Consider the following 20,495-nt stretch of genomic DNA (forward strand, 5'->3'; position numbering starts at 1 on the left):
CTGGCGGTCGAAGCAGAGTCATCGTGGTTTATAAGGTGCAGGTTGCACGAGTGTGGTTACCCAGGAAGACGCGCTTCACAATATTTTGGAACCCGGGGTGGCAGGCAGAAAGGAAGGGGGCTTTGCGCGTAGCTCCGCCCACTCAATTACGTCGGAGTATTCCAAAGTGGGCGCACCATGTCAACAGAAGAGTATGCATTTTGACATATCTTTAAGCACAAAGTTGCTCTTCCTGCCCGCAAAATCTGCGCCAATTATTCCTGGTCAGGAGCTACGGACAAGTAACAAGTAAGCCCTGTTCCAGGAGAATGTTAGCTGCCTTTCGCAGATCGGAAAATGCGAACTGCGACATTTCTGCGATGTCGAGTAGTGAGTGTTCGCCATCGGAGTAGTTTAAGACCCATAATAGGTGGATCAAGTTCTGTTCGATACTTGGTCCGCCCATTTTGCGGTAGATACCACGTTTGCCCAATTGTGGTTCACCCTTCGGGCTCGTGTTGAGGTACGTTGCATTTCCCTCAAGAATTGTGACGATCCTTGCTGTGAGAGCTAGGCTACCCGCGAGTCTTTCTGGCGACATAAGTGTCAGATCGTCGGCTGAGGTATGGTTTTGCGGGTAATGATGGGAATAGGTTCGGAAGAGGCAACCGACAGGTAAATTGAACCCAGGTGAGCAGAACTGTCGCTCGTCGTAGCCGAAGGGATCAAAGCCCCAAAGCTTATGTTCTTCTTTGCTTTCACGCAACGCACACTTGACCGCCCGGTCAATTTCAGTGCCCCCGCGGCGCGTTTCCTTCCAGGTAAACCCTCCATCATCTCCGATGCAGGTCAAGGTGAAGCCATATTTAATCTGGTCAAGAGTTTCTTCATTGCGGCTGAGCCAGGTGATCGATCCAATTGTTGTTGGGATGAAAATAAACCGATACGAGAGACGTCGATTTTCGACGCGAGATAGGTATTGAGCAAGAAATGTCGCCACAGCTACGCCGGAGAGATTGTCATTGCACATCGCCGGGTGATCGATGTGAGTGGAAATTAGAAGCTCATCGGTGCTAGACCCGGGCAGATAGTATTCACCATAAGTAAGAAGACCATCTTCCAGCGAAGAGTCGATGAGTACCTCGTACTCGCCGTCCTCCAGCTTCTCGAGGTCCCTATGGGCCAAGCAGAATCCCCAATTTCTGTCGTAGTAGGAGTAACGGAATGGAATCCAGTCAGGGTGCTCAGGTATGGTGAACAGGTGTTTCTTCAGCTCATTTAGATGGAATCTCCCGCTCACCGGCGTACTGTATCCTACGACATGCAGGCAGTTCCGTTGAAAGTCGATCACTCGTTCTCCGCGCGCGTTTGCCACATAGGCGTCGCGGATGTTCCATTCTTTGGGAACCGTCCAGTCGAGCGCGGGAGTTCCGCTGGGAACTTCATACTGCTGCAACGGTATGAATTGTGTCATCACCGAGAGCGTCTGGCGAACTCCATCACCAGTGATGCTCCGACATATGGGGTACAGATCAACGATCAGGTCGAAAATTTCTTGGCCAACGTTTGAAAGTTCACAAAGTTGTTGAAGTTCGGTAAGTTCGATCGATTCAGTTTCCAGACCTTCTTTCGGCAACGTCACGCTAGTAGGTAGAAGATCAAACGCAGGCGCTCGGAAATCATTCATGCTCTCGCTCCCAAAAAAAAGATAGTTCCAACGCTGATGTATGGTTGGCCCATGGTGCGATTCGCTAGGGTCTTACCGGAACTGGCAGTGACGTTAGACGTCAACTAATGATGTTTATTTTCGACTGCGAAGCACCTGAGCCCGGGGCAGGAGGGGTAACGAATGAAGCGATCCAACGCAGCACGCTTCCCGAAAGTATCTACCCAAAATCAATCTTTTGGGGATATATTTTTGCAACAACCTCATTTTTGAGGATGGACCCAAAGATGAATCGTCGTCTTAAGTTCAAAACAATAGCTCACCATCGGAACGGAGCGCAAGGCCCGATAAACGTAACGCGCTGGTAGTTCTTTCGTGTTGCAGTACCAGCGAAGGCGTAGATGTCTACTCGGGCAAACGTTCTCGGTTGACACTTTCAGTTGGGTCACGTGCGGATAAGCTCGCGATTGCGATTTCAGGGCAAAGCGCCGCCTTCTTGGCAACCAAAAGAAACTTCTGGGCAACCCAAAAACAGTCGGAGGCCTCATGAACAACGAGACCGCTAGCAGCAGCCTTTCTCTAAATCAACTCGGGCATCATGCGGATATGCATTCGTCGGCTGAAGAGGACATCGTCAATGCTCTTTGTCAAGCATTCGAGAACTCAAGTCTACCGCTTGCTCAGCGCCTCGAGACCTTTCCTCGGCATGTTCGCAGGCAGGACTTGGCACGTTTTCTCGTGCGTTACGAGATTTTTAAACTGAACCTGGGAGTACACGGAAGCGTTGTCGAGTGTGGAGTCTTCGCAGGCGGTGGCTTGATGACGTGGGCGCAATGTTCTTCAATCCTTGAGCCTTACAATCACACCAGACGTGTGATTGGCTTCGACACCTTTGCTGGATTTCCAACGATCCACGAAAAGGATACCTCCTCAGGAACTTCGGAGCACCTTCACGAAGGAGCGTTCGACACCTCGACAAAGATAGTTGAAGAATTGAACCACCTCGCTTCGATCCACGATAGAAATCGCCCGCTCGGCCACATCCCGAAGGTCAACCTTGTTCAGGGTGATAGCTGCCACACCATACCCCAATATCTGGAGTTGAATCCTCATCTTTTGATCAGCCTTCTTTACCTGGATTTTGACCTATACGAGCCAACGAAGACAGCTCTTCAACATTTCTTACCCAGGGTGGTACGAGGCGGGGTGGTTGCCTTCGACGAGTTGAATTCTGCGCATTTTCCCGGAGAGACGGTGGCATTTATCGAATCAGCCGGCATCACCCTGGGGCCGCTTCGCCGTTTTGCCTATGATCCTAATATTTCTTATGCCGTTTTGCCTCTGATGCTTGTATCTCTTTTTCTGTGAAATAAAAAAATCTCATTAACTCAGGCTTGGTTTATTGCCCGAGCGCGTGATCGCAGATGGAAGTCAATAAATAAATCAATAAATTGGACGCGCCGTAAGGATTTGATTTGGAGAAGCCACCATTCGATGGCCACCTTTCACCTTACCTGTGCCTCTTCAATACTTGGACATCTGTTAAATCTCACTTTGAACGATCAGACCCTGTTTCATGAGTCTTCGGAGGGGGCACGTATATTTGCGTCTGCCAACACTAAATAACTGCTCCTGAAGGGAATTTCCATCGAAGTAACGAGTGAGGCTTCAATGTATAACTTAGCTACTAGTCTAGGGAGACTAGTGTGTTGACCTTCTAAATCTGCGCACAGGAGCGGTTTCTATGCCTTCATGTCCTATGTTGACCGTTGGTATGCCCGTTTATAACGCCGATCGCTTTCTCGCCAAAGCGCTGGATTCCATCTTAGGCCAGACCTTCAAAGACTTTGAGCTGGTCCTCTCTGATAATTTTTCAACCGATCGCACAGAGGAAATCTGTCGGGACTACGCTGCTCGGGATCCATGCATCCGTTATTTCCGAAATGCAGAGAACATGGGTGCCGGCTGGAACTTCCGCAGGGTCTATTCGCTGGCAAACGGAAAATACTATAAGAGCGCAGCACATGACGATTTGATCGAGCCGACCTTTCTGGAGGAATGTATCGGGGCGCTCGAGGCCGATCCGGGCCTGGTTCTGGCACACTCGCGCACGAAGATAATCTCACCTGCTGGCGACCTTGTGGAGTATTACAACTTGCCGCTGCGGCTTGACTCACCTGATCCTTTGGTCCGCTGGCGTGATCTTCTGTTGAACGATCATATGTGCTTTCCAATCTTCGGTGTCTTTCGTCTGGATGCGCTGCGTCAGTGCCCGCCGCTAGGCAGCCATGTGAACTCTGACGGCATCTTGTTGGCTCAGGTTGGGCTCATCGGTCGGTTTTGGGAATCGGACAAATTCCTCTTCAGCTACACCCGTCATGAGAACCAGTCGTCGCAGACAGCTCCTGCCCGCCTCAAATCACAAGGTTTCCGCTTGATACGACGGCACGGCACTCTCCCTTGTCCAGAGTGGTGGGACCCGGCGAAGACTCACGAAGTGAATTTCCCGGAATTTCGTCAGTTTTACGAATACGCAGCCTCCGTGAAAAGGTCCACGCTTTCTCCTTGGCAAAAGGTGCGTGCCTATTTGCTCCTTCTGCCATGGGTGAAAAAACATTTCCGTCGTATGGCGAAGGACCTGCTTATTGCGGCTGACCAGATTCTCTTCAACTACCAGAACCGGCGTGCGGCGCGGCGACTGGAAACGCAGAGCGGAGCGACGAAGACGAGGTCGGACGCGAGCTAACAGCAAAACTCAACAAAAAACTTGAGAATCAGCGTGCCGTAGAAAAATGTGTTGCAACGAACGTCACAAAGAACCGTCAGCTGAGCCCTCCTGTGTCGACCAAATAAAGAAGCCCCACAATGTGGATGGGCTGTTGGTCCGTCCCGATGTAGGGATTAACCCAGTCGACTGGATCGGCAAGAGAAATCTGCGGCAGCAGGGAAAACAGGTTGCTAGAACTATGCGTGACCCGACGGGAACGTTTTCATTTGGGCGTGCTGACGAAACGAGCGTCAATCATCGAGTCGACATAGTCGGCGAAGTCCTGCACCGGGCAGGCATAAGCTGGGCCCGGTCCGCTGCATCCCGGAACAAAGACAGGCGCAATGGAGGGCTGCTCGGTGCCCGTTAGCGGACGCAGTTCGCGTATCTGGTCCAATGTCTGGCTAATAAAGAGAACTCGTACCGTTGCAGCGCCTGTCTCCTGGTTGCCGTGAACCTCGAAGACTAGAGCACTCCCTGGCGGCGTGGCATTCAAGGTCTGGTCAGGCAGCACCCAGTCAAGACGAAGCAGGCCGCCAAGCCAAGTGAGGTTAGCGTCATGTCCATCAAGGAGGATGAAATGGTCGTCTGGCGACCCAAGCTGGTACTTTGTAGGCTGTCCGGAAGCGGCAGCGAGGACGGTGTCCTTTAGGTGTATGGCCAGGTCTGACGCTGCGACCTGCGCACCGTATGGAGTACGCAGCATGAAATCGTGGTACTGCGTGTTCATCTGCATCAGATCGTTGAGCTTCGCTCGTGACACTCTTCCCCAACCGACCTGCGACATCGGCATCCCTTCGGTGTATTGAAGCAGGAAGTTCTCAGCGAAGTCCGCTCCAAGTGTGACCGGGTTTTCTTCCCGTAGATCCCGGGGAGCAGCGGGACCATTCTTTACCTTGACGCTGCGGAAGTCCGGCACGGACGCTTTGCAGTCTTTACCTGTGCAGGCTGTAAGAATCTCGTGCATCTCGCCCAGAGGACGGGCGAACGCGGCGGTGAACCAGTCTGGTCGATTCGCCATCCTGCCTAATGTGGCATCCGCTGAGCGCTGGTGATCAACGGCACCGCTCTGAGACGGTGAGAATAGAGGATTCAGATGACCTTCGGTGACATGAACTTGGATCTTGCATTCAGGCGCAAGCCCAGGCAGAAGTGCATTAGTAGAGGCGATCGTGCGTGACGTTGTATTCGCTTCGATATAAATACCCGGATGCTCGCACGAGTTTTCCTGCAGCAACTTCGGATAGCGCGACCGATAGAAGTTGGCTATCAAGCGTAGAGCCTGACCGCCATGCGGCGTGAGGACCCCAGGTTCAGTTGGCCAGGCGGGCCAAGGTTGTGCGTTATAGGCTCCGGAGCGAGTCTCACTTTCAATAGGTGTGCGCACCCCATGCCTCATCAGCACGATGACTGCGCGAAGATCGCTCTGGTCCGAAGTCGTTGACTGGCCAAGAAGCGCTGCCGGCCCCCCAAGCGCTATAAGCAGCAAACCCCTGCGGATGGTTCCGCTGCGCATTCTAAAGAACATTCATGCTCCTCTGAAGGGTTGCAATGCCTGGCGAGGGCTCGACGCCTGCGCTCTGATCGAAGGTGGAGTAGCTATTTGCCCGATGCAAGAGCGGTTGCTGGACGAAGCTCTTTCGCATCCTGCTTTAGGTAGGTGGCGAGTCCTTCGTACTGGTTTGTGGCGATGAAGTTCACGCCAGCAGCGATGGCAGCCTTCCAACGCGGAATAACTGCTTCTCGGGAGCCAAAGTTGTAACCCTGGCCCCATCCCTGATCCTCAGAGGGAGCGAATCCGTCGAGCGCATAGAAGCGCACCCAAAACCCCATCTTGTGAGCATGATCTACCAAGGCTTTTAGGCGCTGGTTGTCACCCGCAGTCCATTCCCCGGCCTTAGGCTCTCCACCCTCTTCTACCGTGTACCAGGAGCTGTTCCACCAGCGACGATAGTTCGTGGGCCGCTCGCTCAGCAGCTCTTCCGGTGTGACGTTAACGGCCCAGTGCATCAGCTCATTCTTGGGCATGCCTTTGGGTGTCGGATGCGTGTGAGCGGAGCCAAAGAGACGCAACCGCCCACCAACCGGCAGGCTGTCATAGAAGACCTTCTGTTGCTCGTCGGACTCTTCTGTCACCACAAGGATCGGTTTGCGCTCGATCGGCGAAAGCTTGCTCGGATCATCCGTCTTTACCGCAGTTGAAAGCCACTCTTGGTGCTCCCCGAGAACCTGCCAGACCGCCCGCAGCAGTGGTTCCTGATTGTCCTTGAAATCGAAGTGCAGGAGAATCAGTGGCCATTGATCCTTTTTGTTTTCAGCGATTGCCTTCTCTACAACGGGCCGTACCTGCTTGAAGAAGTAGTCTTCCAGCGTCGGTTCCGTTCCCGTGGTGTGCGGTGTGTGCGAGACGACAACACGACCCTTTCCGGTCGCCGGATCGACATACCAGGCAAGGTCCTGCTCGATCGAGACTGGATATCCCGAGTTGAGGGCACGCTGAATACGGTCGCTCCAATGCCCCTCGTAGGGATAACAATTATGGGCATCGAGCAGTGGCTGATTATGGTTGAGAAAGTCGAGATCCGCCCCCTGAGCACGAGCTGACACGGAAGACAACGAAACAACCATGAGGGCGAATAGCGAGATAGCCTTATAGCGCATGCCTGGATTTCCTTTTCTCTTGCGACTGCACGTATGGTATCGAACCAACCAACGTGCCGCGGTCCCCAAGGGTCCGCGGCTCCAGCTTCGATCTTAGAACGACAAACGAAGTGCGAATTGCATGATGCGCGGGTCACCCGCAAGCGATGTAATCGTGCCGACACCGCTATCGCTTAAACCGGAGTCGGGCTGAGCAAAGAGTACGCTGTTCGTCAGGTTGAAGACCTCCCATCGGAACTGGAGCTTAGTCCTCTCCATCACATTGAAATCGCGCATCAGAGCAAAGTCGAACACGTTCGTGTGCGGTCCGCGCAGGTTGTTGACACTCCCGTTTCCATAGGGGTTTTCCTTCGTAGGGAGTGCATAGGCGTCAGTAGCATTGGGTGCGAGTGCGGTGCAGGTCTTGTTCCGTGTGGTATAAAACCAGCAATTTACATTGCCAATGATCTTGAGGGTGCCGGTCATGTTGGGCAGCGAGGTTGCGTTTCCGTTGATATCGATGAGACTGCTAAAGTTTCCGGCCGACGTAACCGTGAATGGAGTTCCGGACGAATGCGTGTAGACGCCCGAGGTGCGCCACCCCCAAGCAGAGCAGAGCCTACCCCGGTATTCAAGAATTCCTTGTTGCGCCCGAAAGGCAGTTCATATAGATAGGACACTACTAGATGTTGAGGGACATCTGACCCGCTCAAGGCATGTCCAAAGGTCTGATAGTACGTCGTTCCTGTGTTCTTGGACCAGGTATATGCGGCCTCCAAGGAGAGTCCTTTGTTGAATCGACGCTGCACCGACGCTTCGAGACCACTGTAGTTCCCCGTTCCGACTGCTTGGGAGTACTCGAGATAGCCAAAGTTTGGATAGGGGAAAGTCTGGGTACCTGGAAGGTATTGATTCAGGTCGTGGATGACGTCGAGATTGGAAGACTTGGTACCAACATAGTCCATGGTGAGAACCAGACGCGCCGGAAGTTCACGCTGGAAGCCCACGCTCCATTCTTGCGTTTTGGGTGTGGGCGAGGCGGTCTCCATGGCATGGATATGGAGGCTCGACAAGTTGACGCTGGCAGGGTCAAGCGTATTCGGTGCGAATCCGTTCTTCAGCAGGAAGGCAGGCTGGTTCCCCTTTGGATTGACCGTCACCTCGAGAAGGCCTGGAGGATTCAGTGCCAGCTGGTCCTCGCTGCCGGCACGCTTGAACAGAAGATAGTAAATGCCGTAGCCGCCCCGGATAACGGTCTTGTCGTTCAGCGAGTAAGCTACGCCAATACGAGGAGCAAAATCCGTCTTGTCCACCTGAACGAGGCTTCGATTGAAGAGGGACCCTCCCGACGCCGTCACAAGCGAACCAGAGCCGGCTGGATTGAAGTTTGCCAGCTGGTTCTTCGCCGAATAGGGCGGGGTCGCGAAATCATATCGCAGTCCTAAATTCAAGGTGAGTTTCCTTGTGATCTTCCAGTCGTCCTGAGCGAACGCAGACGCCATCCATATGCGCTGATCTACAAAGAAAACATTAGAGAGCCCACCCTGATAGACATACCCTAGAAGCCCGTCGATATAGGAGTCTCCGGAATAGATCCCAGCAAAGCCGAGACCGCCGTTCATGTAGTCCTGGTCTTCGTAAAGATTGCGCATGGGAGCGCGAACATCCGCTCCAAACCGCAGGAAGTGCTGACCTTTGGTCCAGGACAGAGTATCGGTGTATTGGAATTGCTGTGGCACTTGTTGCTTGGGCAGATAGACGGGCGATCCGATGATGGTGTGATTCACATATTGCGTGATGCCAATTCCACCTGCTGTCGCCGCGCTGAAAGGCACTCCCGGGATGTAGTCAGAGGGAGCATTCATACCGAGGGCTGTTGCTGGTCATACGAGAAGTTACGGACGAAGCCGAAACGGAAGTCATTCGTGAGAGTAGGACCGAATATGTGTGTCCAGCCAAGAGCGGCTGCCCAGGACTTGAGGGTGGAGTTTCCCCAGGACGAGGTACTGCTTCCATCAGCGATGCCGCCAAAGTTTCCGGGAACGTCTCGTGTCCGGTTAGATGTTGTATAACGAGCGAAAACGGAGTCTTTGTCGCTGGCCGCCCAGTCAACTCGACCGTCATAGCTGTCGGTATCGTCTACCACCGACCCGGTACGAGCGTAGTTGTTGAAGTCACCGGGCAGGTTCGGCAGTGGGAACGCATTGAGGATCTTCGATCCGAACGGATCCCACATGGACTGAGGAACCACGTTGTTGACAAACGGCTGGCCCGTAGCTGGATTGCGAAGCGTCGGATACATGACTCCCACCGCCGCAGCAGTCGCGGGGCTGTAGTCGCCTATGCGCTCGTTAGGAAGGGGCACTGTGGAGATACGGGTCACGCCTTGGCGAATGCGGGTGCCTTCGTAGTCAAAGAACCCGAAGAGGCGCTTATGCAAAATTGGGCCGCCAAAATTTCCGCCAAACTGGTTCTGGATCTCCTTGGGCTTGGGTAATCCAGCTCCATGAGTAAAGTAGTCGTTCGAGTCGAACACGCGATTGCGAAGGTACTCGAACACTAGTCCATGGAAGTCATTCGTCCCGCCCTTGGTTGTGACGTCGACCTGGGCACCGGGGCTTCGGCCGTAGATCGCGGTGTACGGGCTGCTAATGAGCTTGAACTCGCTAATAACGTCGACGGACGGTCGCGACGCCGAGGCCGAAAGCTCCTGTAGATTTCTGAAAAAGTATTGTTGTCGACTCCATCGAGAATGTAGTCGTTCTGCTCGTTGCCCACTCCGTGAATCACAAACAAACCGGTGCTGCCTGAAACGCTGCTTCCACTCTGCTGGGTGAAGCGCTGCATCTGGACACCTGGGACCAGGCGGATCAGGTCGTCCCAATTGCGTTGATACAAGGGGGTGCCGACGATGGTCTCGTTGTCGATCACCGTACCAATCGACGCGTCGTCCGTCGCCAGTTCAGGTCCGCTTTCCGAAACCTCGACCTGCGTGGTCATACTCGACACCGCCATATGGAAGTCCTGACGGCCTCTTTCGGAAGGGTCCAGCATCACGGTAGCTTCCTGGGTTTGGAAACCACTTTGTACAACTGCAACTCGATAACGACCGACGGGAAGGCCGACGAAGATGAAGTTACCCGATTTATCGGTCACGGTGGAGCGAGCCGTCTGCGTAGCGATATTGGTCTCAGTGATCTGGGCTCCCACCATGATGGCCCCGGACGAATCGGTAACCTGACCTGTTAGGGAAGCTACTCCAGCTTGTGCAAGGAGCGCGGAAGGGAGCAGAAGGAAACTCGACGCAAGAGAGAGTAGGCGAAGATTGGGAGCAGTCATTAGGATGGCTAGCCTTGATGAATAGGGGTTAAAGACACTACTGTGTTACTCGATTGGCTGTTCTGCCAAATGATTGGAACGTATCCGATGGCTATAGGGCATTTCTAGTGAACGGGTGTGTATACACCGGTCTACACTGAGGAATTCTCGCTGTGGAGGGCGCGTTTCTAGGAGCTGGATTGCAATATCAAAATTGCGTGACAGCAATTTCGAAGGCCAGTCTCTGCGCTGGGTAATCGGCATGTGTAAGTGCCAAACAGGTGGATCCGGATGTGACTGTTACAGCGAAATGAATCCTTAATCTGTCGTTGATAAGTGAACCGTAGGATTGAGTGGAAGAAGCGTATACCGCAATTACCGATGGCAGCTCCTTCCACCGCCACCCCTGATATTCCCTCCGTCGCCTCGATTGGGGTCAGCGACGAACATGCTGCAGTGCGGAACATCGTTGCAAGCAAGCACTTCCTCAAAGCACCTCTGCTTTCTTCATTTCTTCTTTATGTTTCCCAATGCGCACTTGACGAGGGAATGGTTCGTATCTCTGAGTATGAGATCGGCATGACCGTCTTCCAGCGGGACGATACCTTTGATCCACGACAAGACAACATTGTTCGCACCTATGCTCGGCACCTACGTAGTCGTTTGCGGGACTACTACGAGCAGGAAGGCCAAAACGATCCGATCCGCGTCGAGTTGCCGAAGGGCACGTATGTCCCCGTATTCCATAGAGTCCAATCTCGCTTGCCTGAGGTGGAGCAAACAGCGGCCTCCCCGCAGCAGGCGGAGCTTGTCCAACTCCATTCGCCGGTGAAACCAGGAAAGCCTATCTGGCTTATCTTGATCGTGGTCGTCTTGTTGTTAGTGGGCTACTCCGTCGGGCTGTGGCGACTGGCTGCTCATACGACTTCCCCCGCAAGAGAAGGAACACCAATCCGCCAAAGTAGCTCGCATCAACTCTGGACTCAGGTTTTCTCCCCTGACCGGGATACCTTCGTTGTGCCGGGCGATATCGGATTGGTTGTCCTCCAACAGGCAAACCGCCGCACTTTTCCATTGACTGAATACGTGCGCTGGTTTTCCGGAGAAAACACGGATAGCCATCTGGCGATGTCCTATCTCAAAGACGAGACGTACACGAGTATGTTGAACCTCAGCGTGTTGTTGAACCTTCAACAACTGCCAGAGGTAGTGAGAGAACGCTTCATCGTTCGCGCAGCCAAAAATATGCGGCTCGACAACTTACGCGATGGAAACGCAATCCTTCTGGGATCGAACTACAGCAATCCCTGGACGGAACTCTTCGCCGACAAGCTTAACTTCCGCTTCGTGAATCGCCCGCAAGACAATCGATTCTGGATCGTGAATCAACATCCCAGCCCAGGAGAAGCGGGCGTCTATGAATCCACGACAACGGCCGTCTCACACCGCACCTATGCAGTCGTGGCCTTCGTCCACAATCTTAGTAAGAGCGGCCATGTCTTGTTGCTTCAGGGACTGGATGCAACCGGAACGCAGGCCGCAGCGGACATACTCTTCAGCGGTGACGAGATGCAGAAAATTGTCCAGAACTCCAATCAACGACATGCGCCCGTGGGCAGCTTCGAGCTCCTGATCGAGGTCAACAGCCTGGACGCAAATTCGCACCCCACGGGAACCCGAATCGTCGCAACTAGATTTTTCGATTAACGATGACAACTCATCTTGAATGGAATTTCGCTGGGCTTGAAAAACTATGACTACTTTGTCAGGTGTTCCATGTAGTTATTTGGATATGTGGCAAATTGAAAGTCAAGTCCGAGATAGAATGGCTGGGCATCATGCGTAAGTAGGGCGACTCGCTTAAGAGACTTGACGTCAGGATGTTCAAGGACTGAGCGAACCAGCCACGATCCCAACCCCTGTCTCCTTCGCAAGGCTACAATGTAAACGTCACATAAGTATGCATAGGTGACGTAGTCCGTAATAACTCTTGCTATACCGATCTGTTGATTCTCTTCCAACAGAGAAAAGCAAAGAGAGTTGCGCAGCGCACGATCCAAGGACTCTGGAGTAAGGTCACTCCACCAACTTGTCTGCGCAAGGAACCCAAATACTGCCTCGCAGTCCAGGAATTGTGGGTTTGTCGTAATTAAAAAGCCGTCCTGTTCTCGAAGAAAATAATTCACATCAGGCACTATACACGTTCATGATCAAGATCGCTTGATGATAGGTGTCGCGTCTTTTTAGCCGTAATCTGGAATAAAAAATGGATATGTGGGTCAGTAAACAGCTTTGTTAATTATTAACAAAATCCTCAGCTCGAAGAATTTCGGGTTGGTTGGAGGTATCGAAGAAGAACAGTATGCCGGTGGCGAATAGCACAATTGCTGAACCAGCAATTGTGCGGGGTGCCAGACGTTCCTTCAGGATGCAGAAGGCCAGCGCCACACCGGCGATTGGTATGAAATAGAGTGACGCTGAGGCGGTAATAACGTCGACAGCCTCGAGCGCTTTTAGGAAGAACACCATTGCAAGCCCGTAGAAGAACACTGCAAGATATCCAAACGCCCCCCACTGCGTGAGGGTGAGATGCTCCAGTTTGTCAAGGCAATGTGGTTCCACTAGAAAGAGTACGGGTAGGCTGAAGACGGTCGCCGGTAGATAACTGAAGAATAGCGTCTCGATGCCAGAGAAGTAGTTCAACAGGCGCTTGGAGTAGACGTTGTAGAAGGCTGAGCCAATGCATCCGGCAGTGATTAGCAAGTCACCTAGAAGTTCATGGCGACCGTTTCTAGTGATGGACATGTTATGCAGCGGGGAGAGGATGAAAACTCCCGCCAGCCCCAACGAGAGGGAGCTGACACGAAGTGACGACAAGCGCTCGCGCAGCAGCCACGCGGCAATCAAGGCGCCGAAGATTGGGATGAGCAGGCTGAGGATCGCTCCATTGGAGGCCGTGGACCAGCTTACCCCGACTGTCATACCTACCTGAGCCATCAGTTGACCGCATATACCAGCGAGGAAGAATTCGCGATGGAATCTCCATGCAGCTCTGAACTTTTGCACGACACCGGGGCGCAGGATGAGAAGTCCCAAGCCCACGATGGTAATGGAGTAGAGCGGAAGCAGGGCAATCGCTAGCGGGCTGTCGTTTACAGCAAGAATTTTGATCGCGACTCCTTGGCCTGCCCAAAACAGGTTGGCGGCGATCAGAAGCAGGAGGGCGAAGGTGACGCGAACATTCCGCGCTGAAAACACTACCGTCTTCTCCGGAGAAGATCGGGCCGTAAAACTTGAACGCCGAAGATATCAACTCCGTCAGAGCTGCCTTGGAAGATGTGGGGCACATCTCCGCGCTCTTTGCCGTATGCTTCAGCGATAGCGTGTACGGTCTGCTCATCGCCCGAGCGGCAAAGGATGGCAACGACGCCGCCACCCCCACCACCGGTCATCTTTGCTCCAGCAAGGCCGGATTTCACGGCATGTTCGACCAGATCGTCACATGCCTCGCTTCCCAAGCCGCACTCACTGTAAGCCAAATGAGACTGACAGAATAGTTCACCGATCAACCGTAAGGCGCTCTCCGATCCGCTCCGTACCATGGACTCGAGAAGTGTACGTACCATCTGTACGCGAAGATTCTCCTCGGTAGCGTATCGCACGGCAGCGCGGACAGGGTATTGTGTCTCGGGATCGACCTTTGTGAAGGGGTCGACGTGTTCTCCGCCATAGCCAAGAAACTCGCTTCCCTTGATCGATTCGGGCAACAGTCGCTCGTACCTTGCACGAAACTCCGATGGCGCGAGATTAGAGAGATGACCATGCCACCGCTCCTCTGTCCATCGCGGTATCTCGGCGCCTTGCTCTAGAGTGATTTCGATTCCTTCATGCTGGCAGATCAGCTTGTATCCAATGAATGCAGCGGCTCTGGCCGTCTCGTATACGGTGCTGGTCGTCGAGCGGGGGACCATCGAGTCGATTCCCATAAAATGGATTCCGGCAGGCAGCGTCACTAGAGGGCAGGGCTGGCAGGGCTGGCAGAGCACGGGAAGAAGATGACCTTTCTTGCCTAGAACGATCGCCGCCTGATCCATGATTCCGCAGGCAGCGCCTACAACGACGTTCTCTACCCATTGTCCGGCGGTGGCCAGAGTTGTGCCATTGAGGGCGACTCTCCAGGAGGCCGAAACAGCTTTCAAGGCAGCAACTTCCAATGCTGCCGAGGAGCTGACTCCTTTATTTGGAGGCAGGTCTGAGGCGAGAAACAAGTCGACTCCGCCCGTTTCCCCGAATCCTCGAAGGTTCTTCAGGAAGTAGAGCGCACCCAGAATGTAGCAGACCCAGAGCGAGCTGGGATGCGATTTGCATAGCGCTCGCACACTGTCTACATCGCATAGATCGCTCATGCGCGCTTCGAATCTGGTGTTCCATCCGAACTGCTCGGCGCCTGGGTTTACGATACGAATAACTTCGTCGGATCGCGCCTGTGCCGCAACCCATGCGGCCTCGCGTAAAAGTCCCTGCAGTACAGTGCCGCCAGTGTAGTCGACATTGCCACCCATCACGTCCAATCGACCAGGAGCCCGGGATATATAGATGGGCCTCTCCGCAGAAAACAGATCGTCCTCAACGGAGGTTGCGATCTGATCCTCGAAAGAGCGAATGTTCGATAGTGCCTGAGCAGGAGACGGCATCTCATTCAGGCTATCGAAACGCTGTACAAAAGGCGTTAATATTCACTCCAGATCGGCGATCTGAACCTCCGTCACGCGGCGCAGGCGTGCCAGATTGTCATCCGAAACCCCTTTGTCTGTCAGGATGAGGTCACATTCTTCTATTCCGCAGAGCTGATAGGTCGCTTCGGTTCCAATCTTACTGCTGTCGACGACTAGCACCTTCCGCCTGCCGGCTCGCAATAACTCATGTTGTGCATCTGGATCATGAACCATGACACCGCGGCTCAAGGAGATGGCCGCGGCTCCGAAGATCACAGTGTCGGCATAGATTGAGGTCAGACTCTTTGCAACTGCGTGGCCGATCAGATCATGGCTGCTGGAGCGGTAAACCCCGCCAGTCAGCTCCACACGAATGTGTTCCGCCGAGGTCAGCTCTTCAAGGACTGCGAGGGAGAAGGTAAAGACGACCACATTTTTGCGGGTTCGCAGCTCTCTTGCCACATAAAGTGTGGTGGTTCCAGAGTCCAGAACAACCGATTCCCCATCTTTGATCAGCGAGGATGCGGCGGCTCCTATGCTCCGTTTGGCATGCCCCATCTTCTGCAGCCGCTCGAAGAAGCTTCGCTCTGCGCCGCGCCAGTGCTCAATACGCGCTCCGCCGGGAATACGAATCACCTGACCGGTTTCAGTTAGCTTCTGCAGATCTCGCCGGATGGTCATTTGCGAAACGTGACATGCCTCCGCGATCTCCGCGATGGAAGCGGAGGTGTTTATTTTTAACATCTCGACGATGGAGTTAAGTCGGGAGCTCTCGGTAAATTCGCTCATTGAAATTTCATTCTCGTGTAGTTGTATTTTCGCAAAATCTAGATTTTATGCAATAAATTCTCATATTTTCGTTCGAAAAATTTATTTTCGAGAGATTGCGCATGAACCGGACTTGTAAATTTCGACCACTTAGCTGGCTTAATTTGTTATTTATTAACATTTTCCTGTTATTTTCTGATCACTCGCACATGATCGCTCGATTTGTACTTCCGATGTAGTCAAAGTTTCCTCTTCCGGTTTTCCAGCTTCCACTTTTGAATGCCAAATTTCTGGAGTTTTTATGAATTACCTCTCCCTTGTTTCCCGTTGCGATAGCTGTATGCGAACCGGCATCGGCCGCCGGTTCTATGGTAGCGGCAGCGAAATTTTTCGGATCTTTGGCGGCTTCGCTTTCCTGCTCGTGCTTTTCAGTTTGAGTGGCAATCTCGAAAGCCAGACCTTTTATGGCTCAATCAGCGGTGTGGTGAAAGATCCCACTGGAGCGGTCGTTCCCGGCGTCGCGGTGACGGTGCATGAGAACGGCACAACTACCGAATATAAGACTGTCTCGAACAAGGCTGGCGCGTATCGTATCTCCTTTCTTAAGCCAGGCGGCTACACCGTCCGCTTTGAGAAAGACGGCTTTGCTCAGTACGTTACGGACGAGCTCAGTATCGTGCTCAACCAGGAGCGCGTCGTCGATGGTTCGTTGAAGCTGGGTGCGACTTCGGAGATCATGACCGTCTCCGGCACTGAAAGCTCTCTTAACACCTTCAATTCTCAGGTAGGCGGCGAACTCAGCACTCAGGAGCTCATCGATCTTCCGGAATCCACTGGGACGAAAGGTGCGAACGAGTTTCTTATCACCAAGACTTTCGCCGGAGCTGCCAGTTCCAGCCAGGATTACTCGAACGTCAATAATCTCTCCCTCGGCGGAGGCAGGGCCGGCACCAATCCCATCATCATCGACGGTCTGCCCAGCAATATGGGTATCGATGGTACCTACGGCCTAATCCCCACACCCGATTCCACCGAAGAACTTCAGGTCCTCACCGCCCCTTTCTCTGCCCAGTATGGTCAGAGCGGTGGGGGTGCCATCCTGACCACCACGAGATCCGGTACTGAAAAGTTTCATGGAACTGTCTTCGAGTCATACAGCTCCCAGAGCCTCAGTGCTCTCGGTTACTTCACCAAGCCCGGTACGATCATTCAGCCTTCCTACTTCCACTACTTCGGTGGATCGATCGGCGGCCCCGTAATCTTGCCGAAGCTTTTGGATGGACGGAAGCATCGCCTCTACTTCTTTACCGATTGGGAGTACACCCTTAGCCACGCCAACGCACCGTTCACCACAACCGTACCCACCGCGGCGGAGCTGAACGGCGACTTCTCCGGACTATCTCCCGTCGGTATGCCGACTGCACCTATCTATGACCCCTTGACCACAACGACTGTCGGTAAGGTGACTTCGCGGACGCAGTTTAAAGGCAATATCATTCCGCAATCGCGAATGGATCCCATCGGCCGGAACATCGCAGCGTTTTTCCCCGCACCGAACTGCACCCCGACTCCGACCTCTCCATTCAACTACTGCTCCAATCCCATCTCGGCGACCAGCTGCCTCTATAATGCCGACCGGGTCGATTACAACGCCTCCGATTACGATCACATCTGGGCAAAGTTCTCGCGTGACGGCCCACGAAATCAGCCCACCATCAACATTCCCAACGTCGCAAACACCTCTGCGTACGGCGGCTGGACCGACGATCACTACGAGATCTCGTGGAGCCATATCTTCTCGCCCAGCTTCTCGAATGAAGCTCGCGTCGGTTATGTCTCGGAGGTCAACTTCGCCTCGCCATTACCCGCAGACGCAGGCTCGATCGGACTGCAAGGTGTGCCACTGACTCAGTTCCCCACTATCAAGACTAATCAATACGCCAGCTTTGGTGCGGGCGGCTACTCCAGAACGAGAGATGGTCACTACATCCTGAACGATGCGATGGTTCTGCAGATGGGACGTCACACGCTTTCAATTGGCGGCGAGTTCATGCGCTACGCCTACAGTTCTTACAAGCCCGGAGTTCTCTCCGGCAGCTACAGCTTCACAGGCGGCTTTACAGCTGTGCCTGGGCAGAGTGGATACGGCTTCGCCGATCTTCTCCTTGGCCTGCCTGCGACCACAACCATCAGCACAACCAACACCGTCTTCCATTACAACCTGAACTACTTCGCTGGTTATCTGCAGGATGACTACAGAATTTCATCCCGGCTCACCGTCAACCTCGGTCTGCGTTACGAGTTCGATGGCCCGGCCGTGGAGAAGAACAACAACTACTACAGCTTCAACCCGAACATCATCGACGCCACCACTGGCAAGCAGGGAGGCATCGAGTTTGCCGGGTTCAACGGTCCCCACCAACTGATTCCGAATACCTATACCGGAGTCCTTCCCCGTGTCGGCTTCAACTACCGTCTTCTCCGCAATACCGTCGTACGAGGCGGCTATGGAATCTACCAGCTGCCCAGTATCGGTTTCAATGCGTTGAGCAACACCTCAACCTCAACCGTATCGACAACGTTTCAGACTCCAACGGGAAGCTTTACCCCCGCTTATCAACTCTCTCAGGGAGTTCCTCATTACTCGCCCAATGTCGGTCCAAATGGTCAGCCTCTGATTCCCTCCAGTCTGACGAATCCTACCTCCAGCCCTGTCCAACTCCAGCTGACCGCAGTCCTTCCGTATCTCCAGGAGTGGCAGATTGGAGTACAGCAGGATCTCGGTCATAACTGGATCGCTGAAGTCGACTACATGGGTGACCACGGAGTGCATCTTCCTGTCGTGCTTCCGGTCAACCAGATCGCTCCTTCTCCTAACTGCTGCTTCAATGTCAAAACTGCTCAGAGTCTCCGCCCCTATCCTCAATTCCTCACCGTTTATAACGTCACGAATGGAGGAGCTCAGTCCTATGCGGCCCTCTTCGCAACTCTGAGTCACCGATGGAGTAACGGGGTCTCGGTACGCGCCGCCTACACCTTGGCGCACACGCAAGACGACGTCGATGGGGGCACCCTGACTCCACTGCTCCAGAACTATTACAACCTGCACGCGCAATGGGGAACGGCAAAGCTGAGCATCCCCCAGCGCTTCTCCCTCTCCGCGGTCTACGCTTTCCCTATAGGTTCGGGAGGCAGATTCCTCCAAAGCACACCCGTCGTCTCGCAGGTCATCGGACACTGGAAGGTCAGCACTGTGGCACAGTTCCAGGTCGGATTGCCGTACAACGTCTCACAGGCAGACCAACTCCAGATCGGTTCAGGAGGACAGTTTGTAACCGAGACAGGTAATCCCAATCTTTCTCGCGGTTCGCGCTCGGTAGCAAAGTGGTTCAATACCTCTGCCTTTTCGATCACCCCTCCTGACACTTTGGGCAACGGCCCGCGTGCCAGCTTCTATGGGCCCGGTCAGAATGTATGGGACATAAGCCTCATGCGGGACATCCCCCTGTGGGAGCATGCCGCCTTCACCCTCCGTGTCGACGCACATAATGCCTTCAACCATCCGCAATTCTCCGGTCTCAACACCTCGTTGTCTGCAACGAACACCGCATTTGGCACAGTTACTGGCGCACAGGACCCGCGCTCACTACTTCTCGTCGGTCGTCTCAGGTTCTGAGCCGGAACACCTTAGACATTCATTAGATAGAAAAGGAAAACAAAAATGCGTAACCTCGTCCTGAAGTGCCTCATCGGCTCTACCCTTACCGGTAGCGTAACCTTCGCCCAGACAGCGTGGATCCCGAAAGAGGACGGCAAAACCATCAAGGTCATCTCTCACCGTGGAGAGCACCTCCATCATCCTGAGAACACCATGCCTGCCTTCCAGGCCGCCATCGATGCAGGCGCTGACTACTTTGAGCTCGACGTACGCACCACCTCCGACGGCAAGTTTATTCTCATGCACGACGGCACCCTCGATCGCACAACGAATGGAACTGGTGAAGTTCATAAGCATACCTTCGACGAGATTCGTGCCCTAGACGCCGGTTCGAAGTTCTCTCCCTCCTTCGCCGGAACGAAAGTCCCGACCCTCGACGAAGCCTTCGATCTTGCCCACGGCAAGATCAACGTCTACGTCGACACCAAATACGCCGACCCTCAGCAGTTAGTCGATACGATCGTCCGCCACGACATGCAGGACCATGTCGTCATCTACGGCAACCCCTTCTTCCTCTATGAGGTCCGCAAGATTCGTCCAACCTTGAAGGTCATGCCTGAGACCATCAGTCCCGACATCTGCAAGTTCATGGTTCGGGCCATGCAGCCGCAGGTTCTCGCATTCGATGCCCATGACTTCCAAGACCCTGTTATCGACTGCGCCAAGGCCGCAAACGCAAGAATCTTCGTAGATCGTTTAGGAGATGCCGACAACCCGGAGACATGGCAGAAGGCGATCGATCTTGGAGCCGATGGTATCCAGACGAATCTTCCCGCAGAGCTTGCAGGGTACCTTCGCGCCCATAACCTGGCCACGCACTAAGACATATCGAACCAAGCAGTCATTGACCTGTTGGGAAGTCCCGGCATAACAGCTGGAACGATCCCGTGTGTTCACAAACAGAGATGCAGAATTTCACCGATG

14 protein-coding genes and 1 pseudogene are annotated in these 20,495 nt (G+C 53.7%); 5 read left to right on the forward strand and 10 right to left on the reverse strand.

Annotation, left to right across the window (positions count from 1 at the left end; all coding sequences use genetic code 11):
• Positions 1-271 precede the first annotated feature (271 nt).
• Positions 272-1,666, reverse strand: a complete 1,395-nt coding sequence (locus AC5S26_RS14040; protein WP_494185537.1) for a DUF4910 domain-containing protein — start codon at positions 1,664-1,666, stop codon at positions 272-274.
• Between the two features lie 585 nt (positions 1,667-2,251).
• Here AC5S26_RS14040 and AC5S26_RS14045 point away from each other — a divergent pair.
• Both AC5S26_RS14045 and AC5S26_RS14050 read left to right on the forward strand, forming a co-directional pair.
• Positions 2,252-3,013, forward strand: a complete 762-nt coding sequence (locus AC5S26_RS14045) for a TylF/MycF/NovP-related O-methyltransferase (protein WP_494186116.1) — start codon at positions 2,252-2,254, stop codon at positions 3,011-3,013.
• Positions 3,014-3,389: 376 nt separating this feature from the next.
• Positions 3,390-4,391, forward strand: a complete 1,002-nt coding sequence (locus AC5S26_RS14050; RefSeq protein ID WP_494185538.1) for a glycosyltransferase family 2 protein — start codon at positions 3,390-3,392, stop codon at positions 4,389-4,391.
• Between the two features lie 244 nt (positions 4,392-4,635).
• On the opposite strand, the gene AC5S26_RS14055 is transcribed toward AC5S26_RS14050, so the two are convergent.
• From AC5S26_RS14055 to AC5S26_RS14075, 5 genes and pseudogenes are all read right to left on the reverse strand, one after another.
• Positions 4,636-5,940: a histidine-type phosphatase gene (locus AC5S26_RS14055; protein WP_494185539.1), complete on the reverse strand. Its 1,305-nt coding sequence runs from the start codon at positions 5,938-5,940 to the stop codon at positions 4,636-4,638.
• A gap of 71 nt (positions 5,941-6,011) precedes the next feature.
• Complete coding sequence (locus AC5S26_RS14060; RefSeq protein WP_494185540.1) at positions 6,012-7,073, reverse strand: PI-PLC domain-containing protein; 1,062 nt, start codon at positions 7,071-7,073, stop codon at positions 6,012-6,014.
• 93 nt (positions 7,074-7,166) lie between these two features.
• A pseudogene (locus tag AC5S26_RS14065) lies at positions 7,167-8,917 on the reverse strand (TonB-dependent receptor domain-containing protein).
• Positions 8,914-9,612, reverse strand: coding sequence for an outer membrane beta-barrel protein (locus AC5S26_RS14070; protein ID WP_494185541.1), 699 nt, complete (start codon positions 9,610-9,612; stop codon positions 8,914-8,916). Before AC5S26_RS14070 ends, AC5S26_RS14065 begins: the two are co-directional and overlap by 4 nt.
• Complete coding sequence (locus tag AC5S26_RS14075; RefSeq protein ID WP_494185542.1) at positions 9,612-10,391, reverse strand: carboxypeptidase-like regulatory domain-containing protein; 780 nt, start codon at positions 10,389-10,391, stop codon at positions 9,612-9,614. The genes AC5S26_RS14070 and AC5S26_RS14075 overlap by 1 nt, the downstream gene beginning before the upstream one ends.
• Positions 10,392-10,751: 360 nt before the next feature.
• Between AC5S26_RS14075 and AC5S26_RS14080 the strand changes: the two genes are divergently transcribed.
• Complete coding sequence (locus AC5S26_RS14080; RefSeq protein ID WP_494185543.1) at positions 10,752-12,077, forward strand: hypothetical protein; 1,326 nt, start codon at positions 10,752-10,754, stop codon at positions 12,075-12,077.
• A 50-nt stretch (positions 12,078-12,127) separates the two neighbouring features.
• Here AC5S26_RS14080 and AC5S26_RS14085 read toward each other — a convergent pair whose 3' ends face one another.
• The 4 genes from AC5S26_RS14085 to AC5S26_RS14100 all read right to left on the reverse strand — a co-directional run bounded on the left by AC5S26_RS14085 (position 12,128) and on the right by AC5S26_RS14100 (position 15,874).
• Positions 12,128-12,565: a GNAT family N-acetyltransferase gene (locus AC5S26_RS14085; RefSeq protein ID WP_494185544.1), complete on the reverse strand. Its 438-nt coding sequence runs from the start codon at positions 12,563-12,565 to the stop codon at positions 12,128-12,130.
• A 100-nt stretch (positions 12,566-12,665) separates the two neighbouring features.
• Positions 12,666-13,628, reverse strand: coding sequence for a DMT family transporter (locus tag AC5S26_RS14090; protein WP_494185545.1), 963 nt, complete (start codon positions 13,626-13,628; stop codon positions 12,666-12,668).
• A complete protein-coding gene (locus tag AC5S26_RS14095; RefSeq protein WP_494185546.1) occupies positions 13,628-15,064 on the reverse strand; it encodes a galactokinase in 1,437 nt (478 codons plus the stop codon). Before AC5S26_RS14095 ends, AC5S26_RS14090 begins: the two co-directional genes overlap by 1 nt.
• A 42-nt stretch (positions 15,065-15,106) precedes the next feature.
• The gene (locus tag AC5S26_RS14100; RefSeq protein ID WP_494185547.1) at positions 15,107-15,874 is read right to left on the reverse strand and encodes a DeoR/GlpR family DNA-binding transcription regulator; all 768 of its coding nucleotides are present in this window, start codon (positions 15,872-15,874) and stop codon (positions 15,107-15,109) included.
• Positions 15,875-16,193: 319 nt separating this feature from the next.
• Here AC5S26_RS14100 and AC5S26_RS14105 point away from each other — a divergent pair, with 319 nt between their 5' ends.
• Both AC5S26_RS14105 and AC5S26_RS14110 read left to right on the forward strand, forming a co-directional pair.
• Positions 16,194-19,529 carry a TonB-dependent receptor gene (locus AC5S26_RS14105; protein WP_494185548.1) on the forward strand — a complete coding sequence of 1,112 codons (3,336 nt, stop codon included), beginning with the start codon at positions 16,194-16,196 and terminating at the stop codon, positions 19,527-19,529.
• Positions 19,530-19,574: 45 nt separating this feature from the next.
• A complete protein-coding gene (locus AC5S26_RS14110) occupies positions 19,575-20,393 on the forward strand; it encodes a glycerophosphodiester phosphodiesterase (RefSeq protein WP_494185549.1) in 819 nt (272 codons plus the stop codon).
• Positions 20,394-20,495 lie beyond the last annotated feature (102 nt).

It is taken from the genome of Edaphobacter sp. FHG110511_03 (assembly GCF_059115365.1).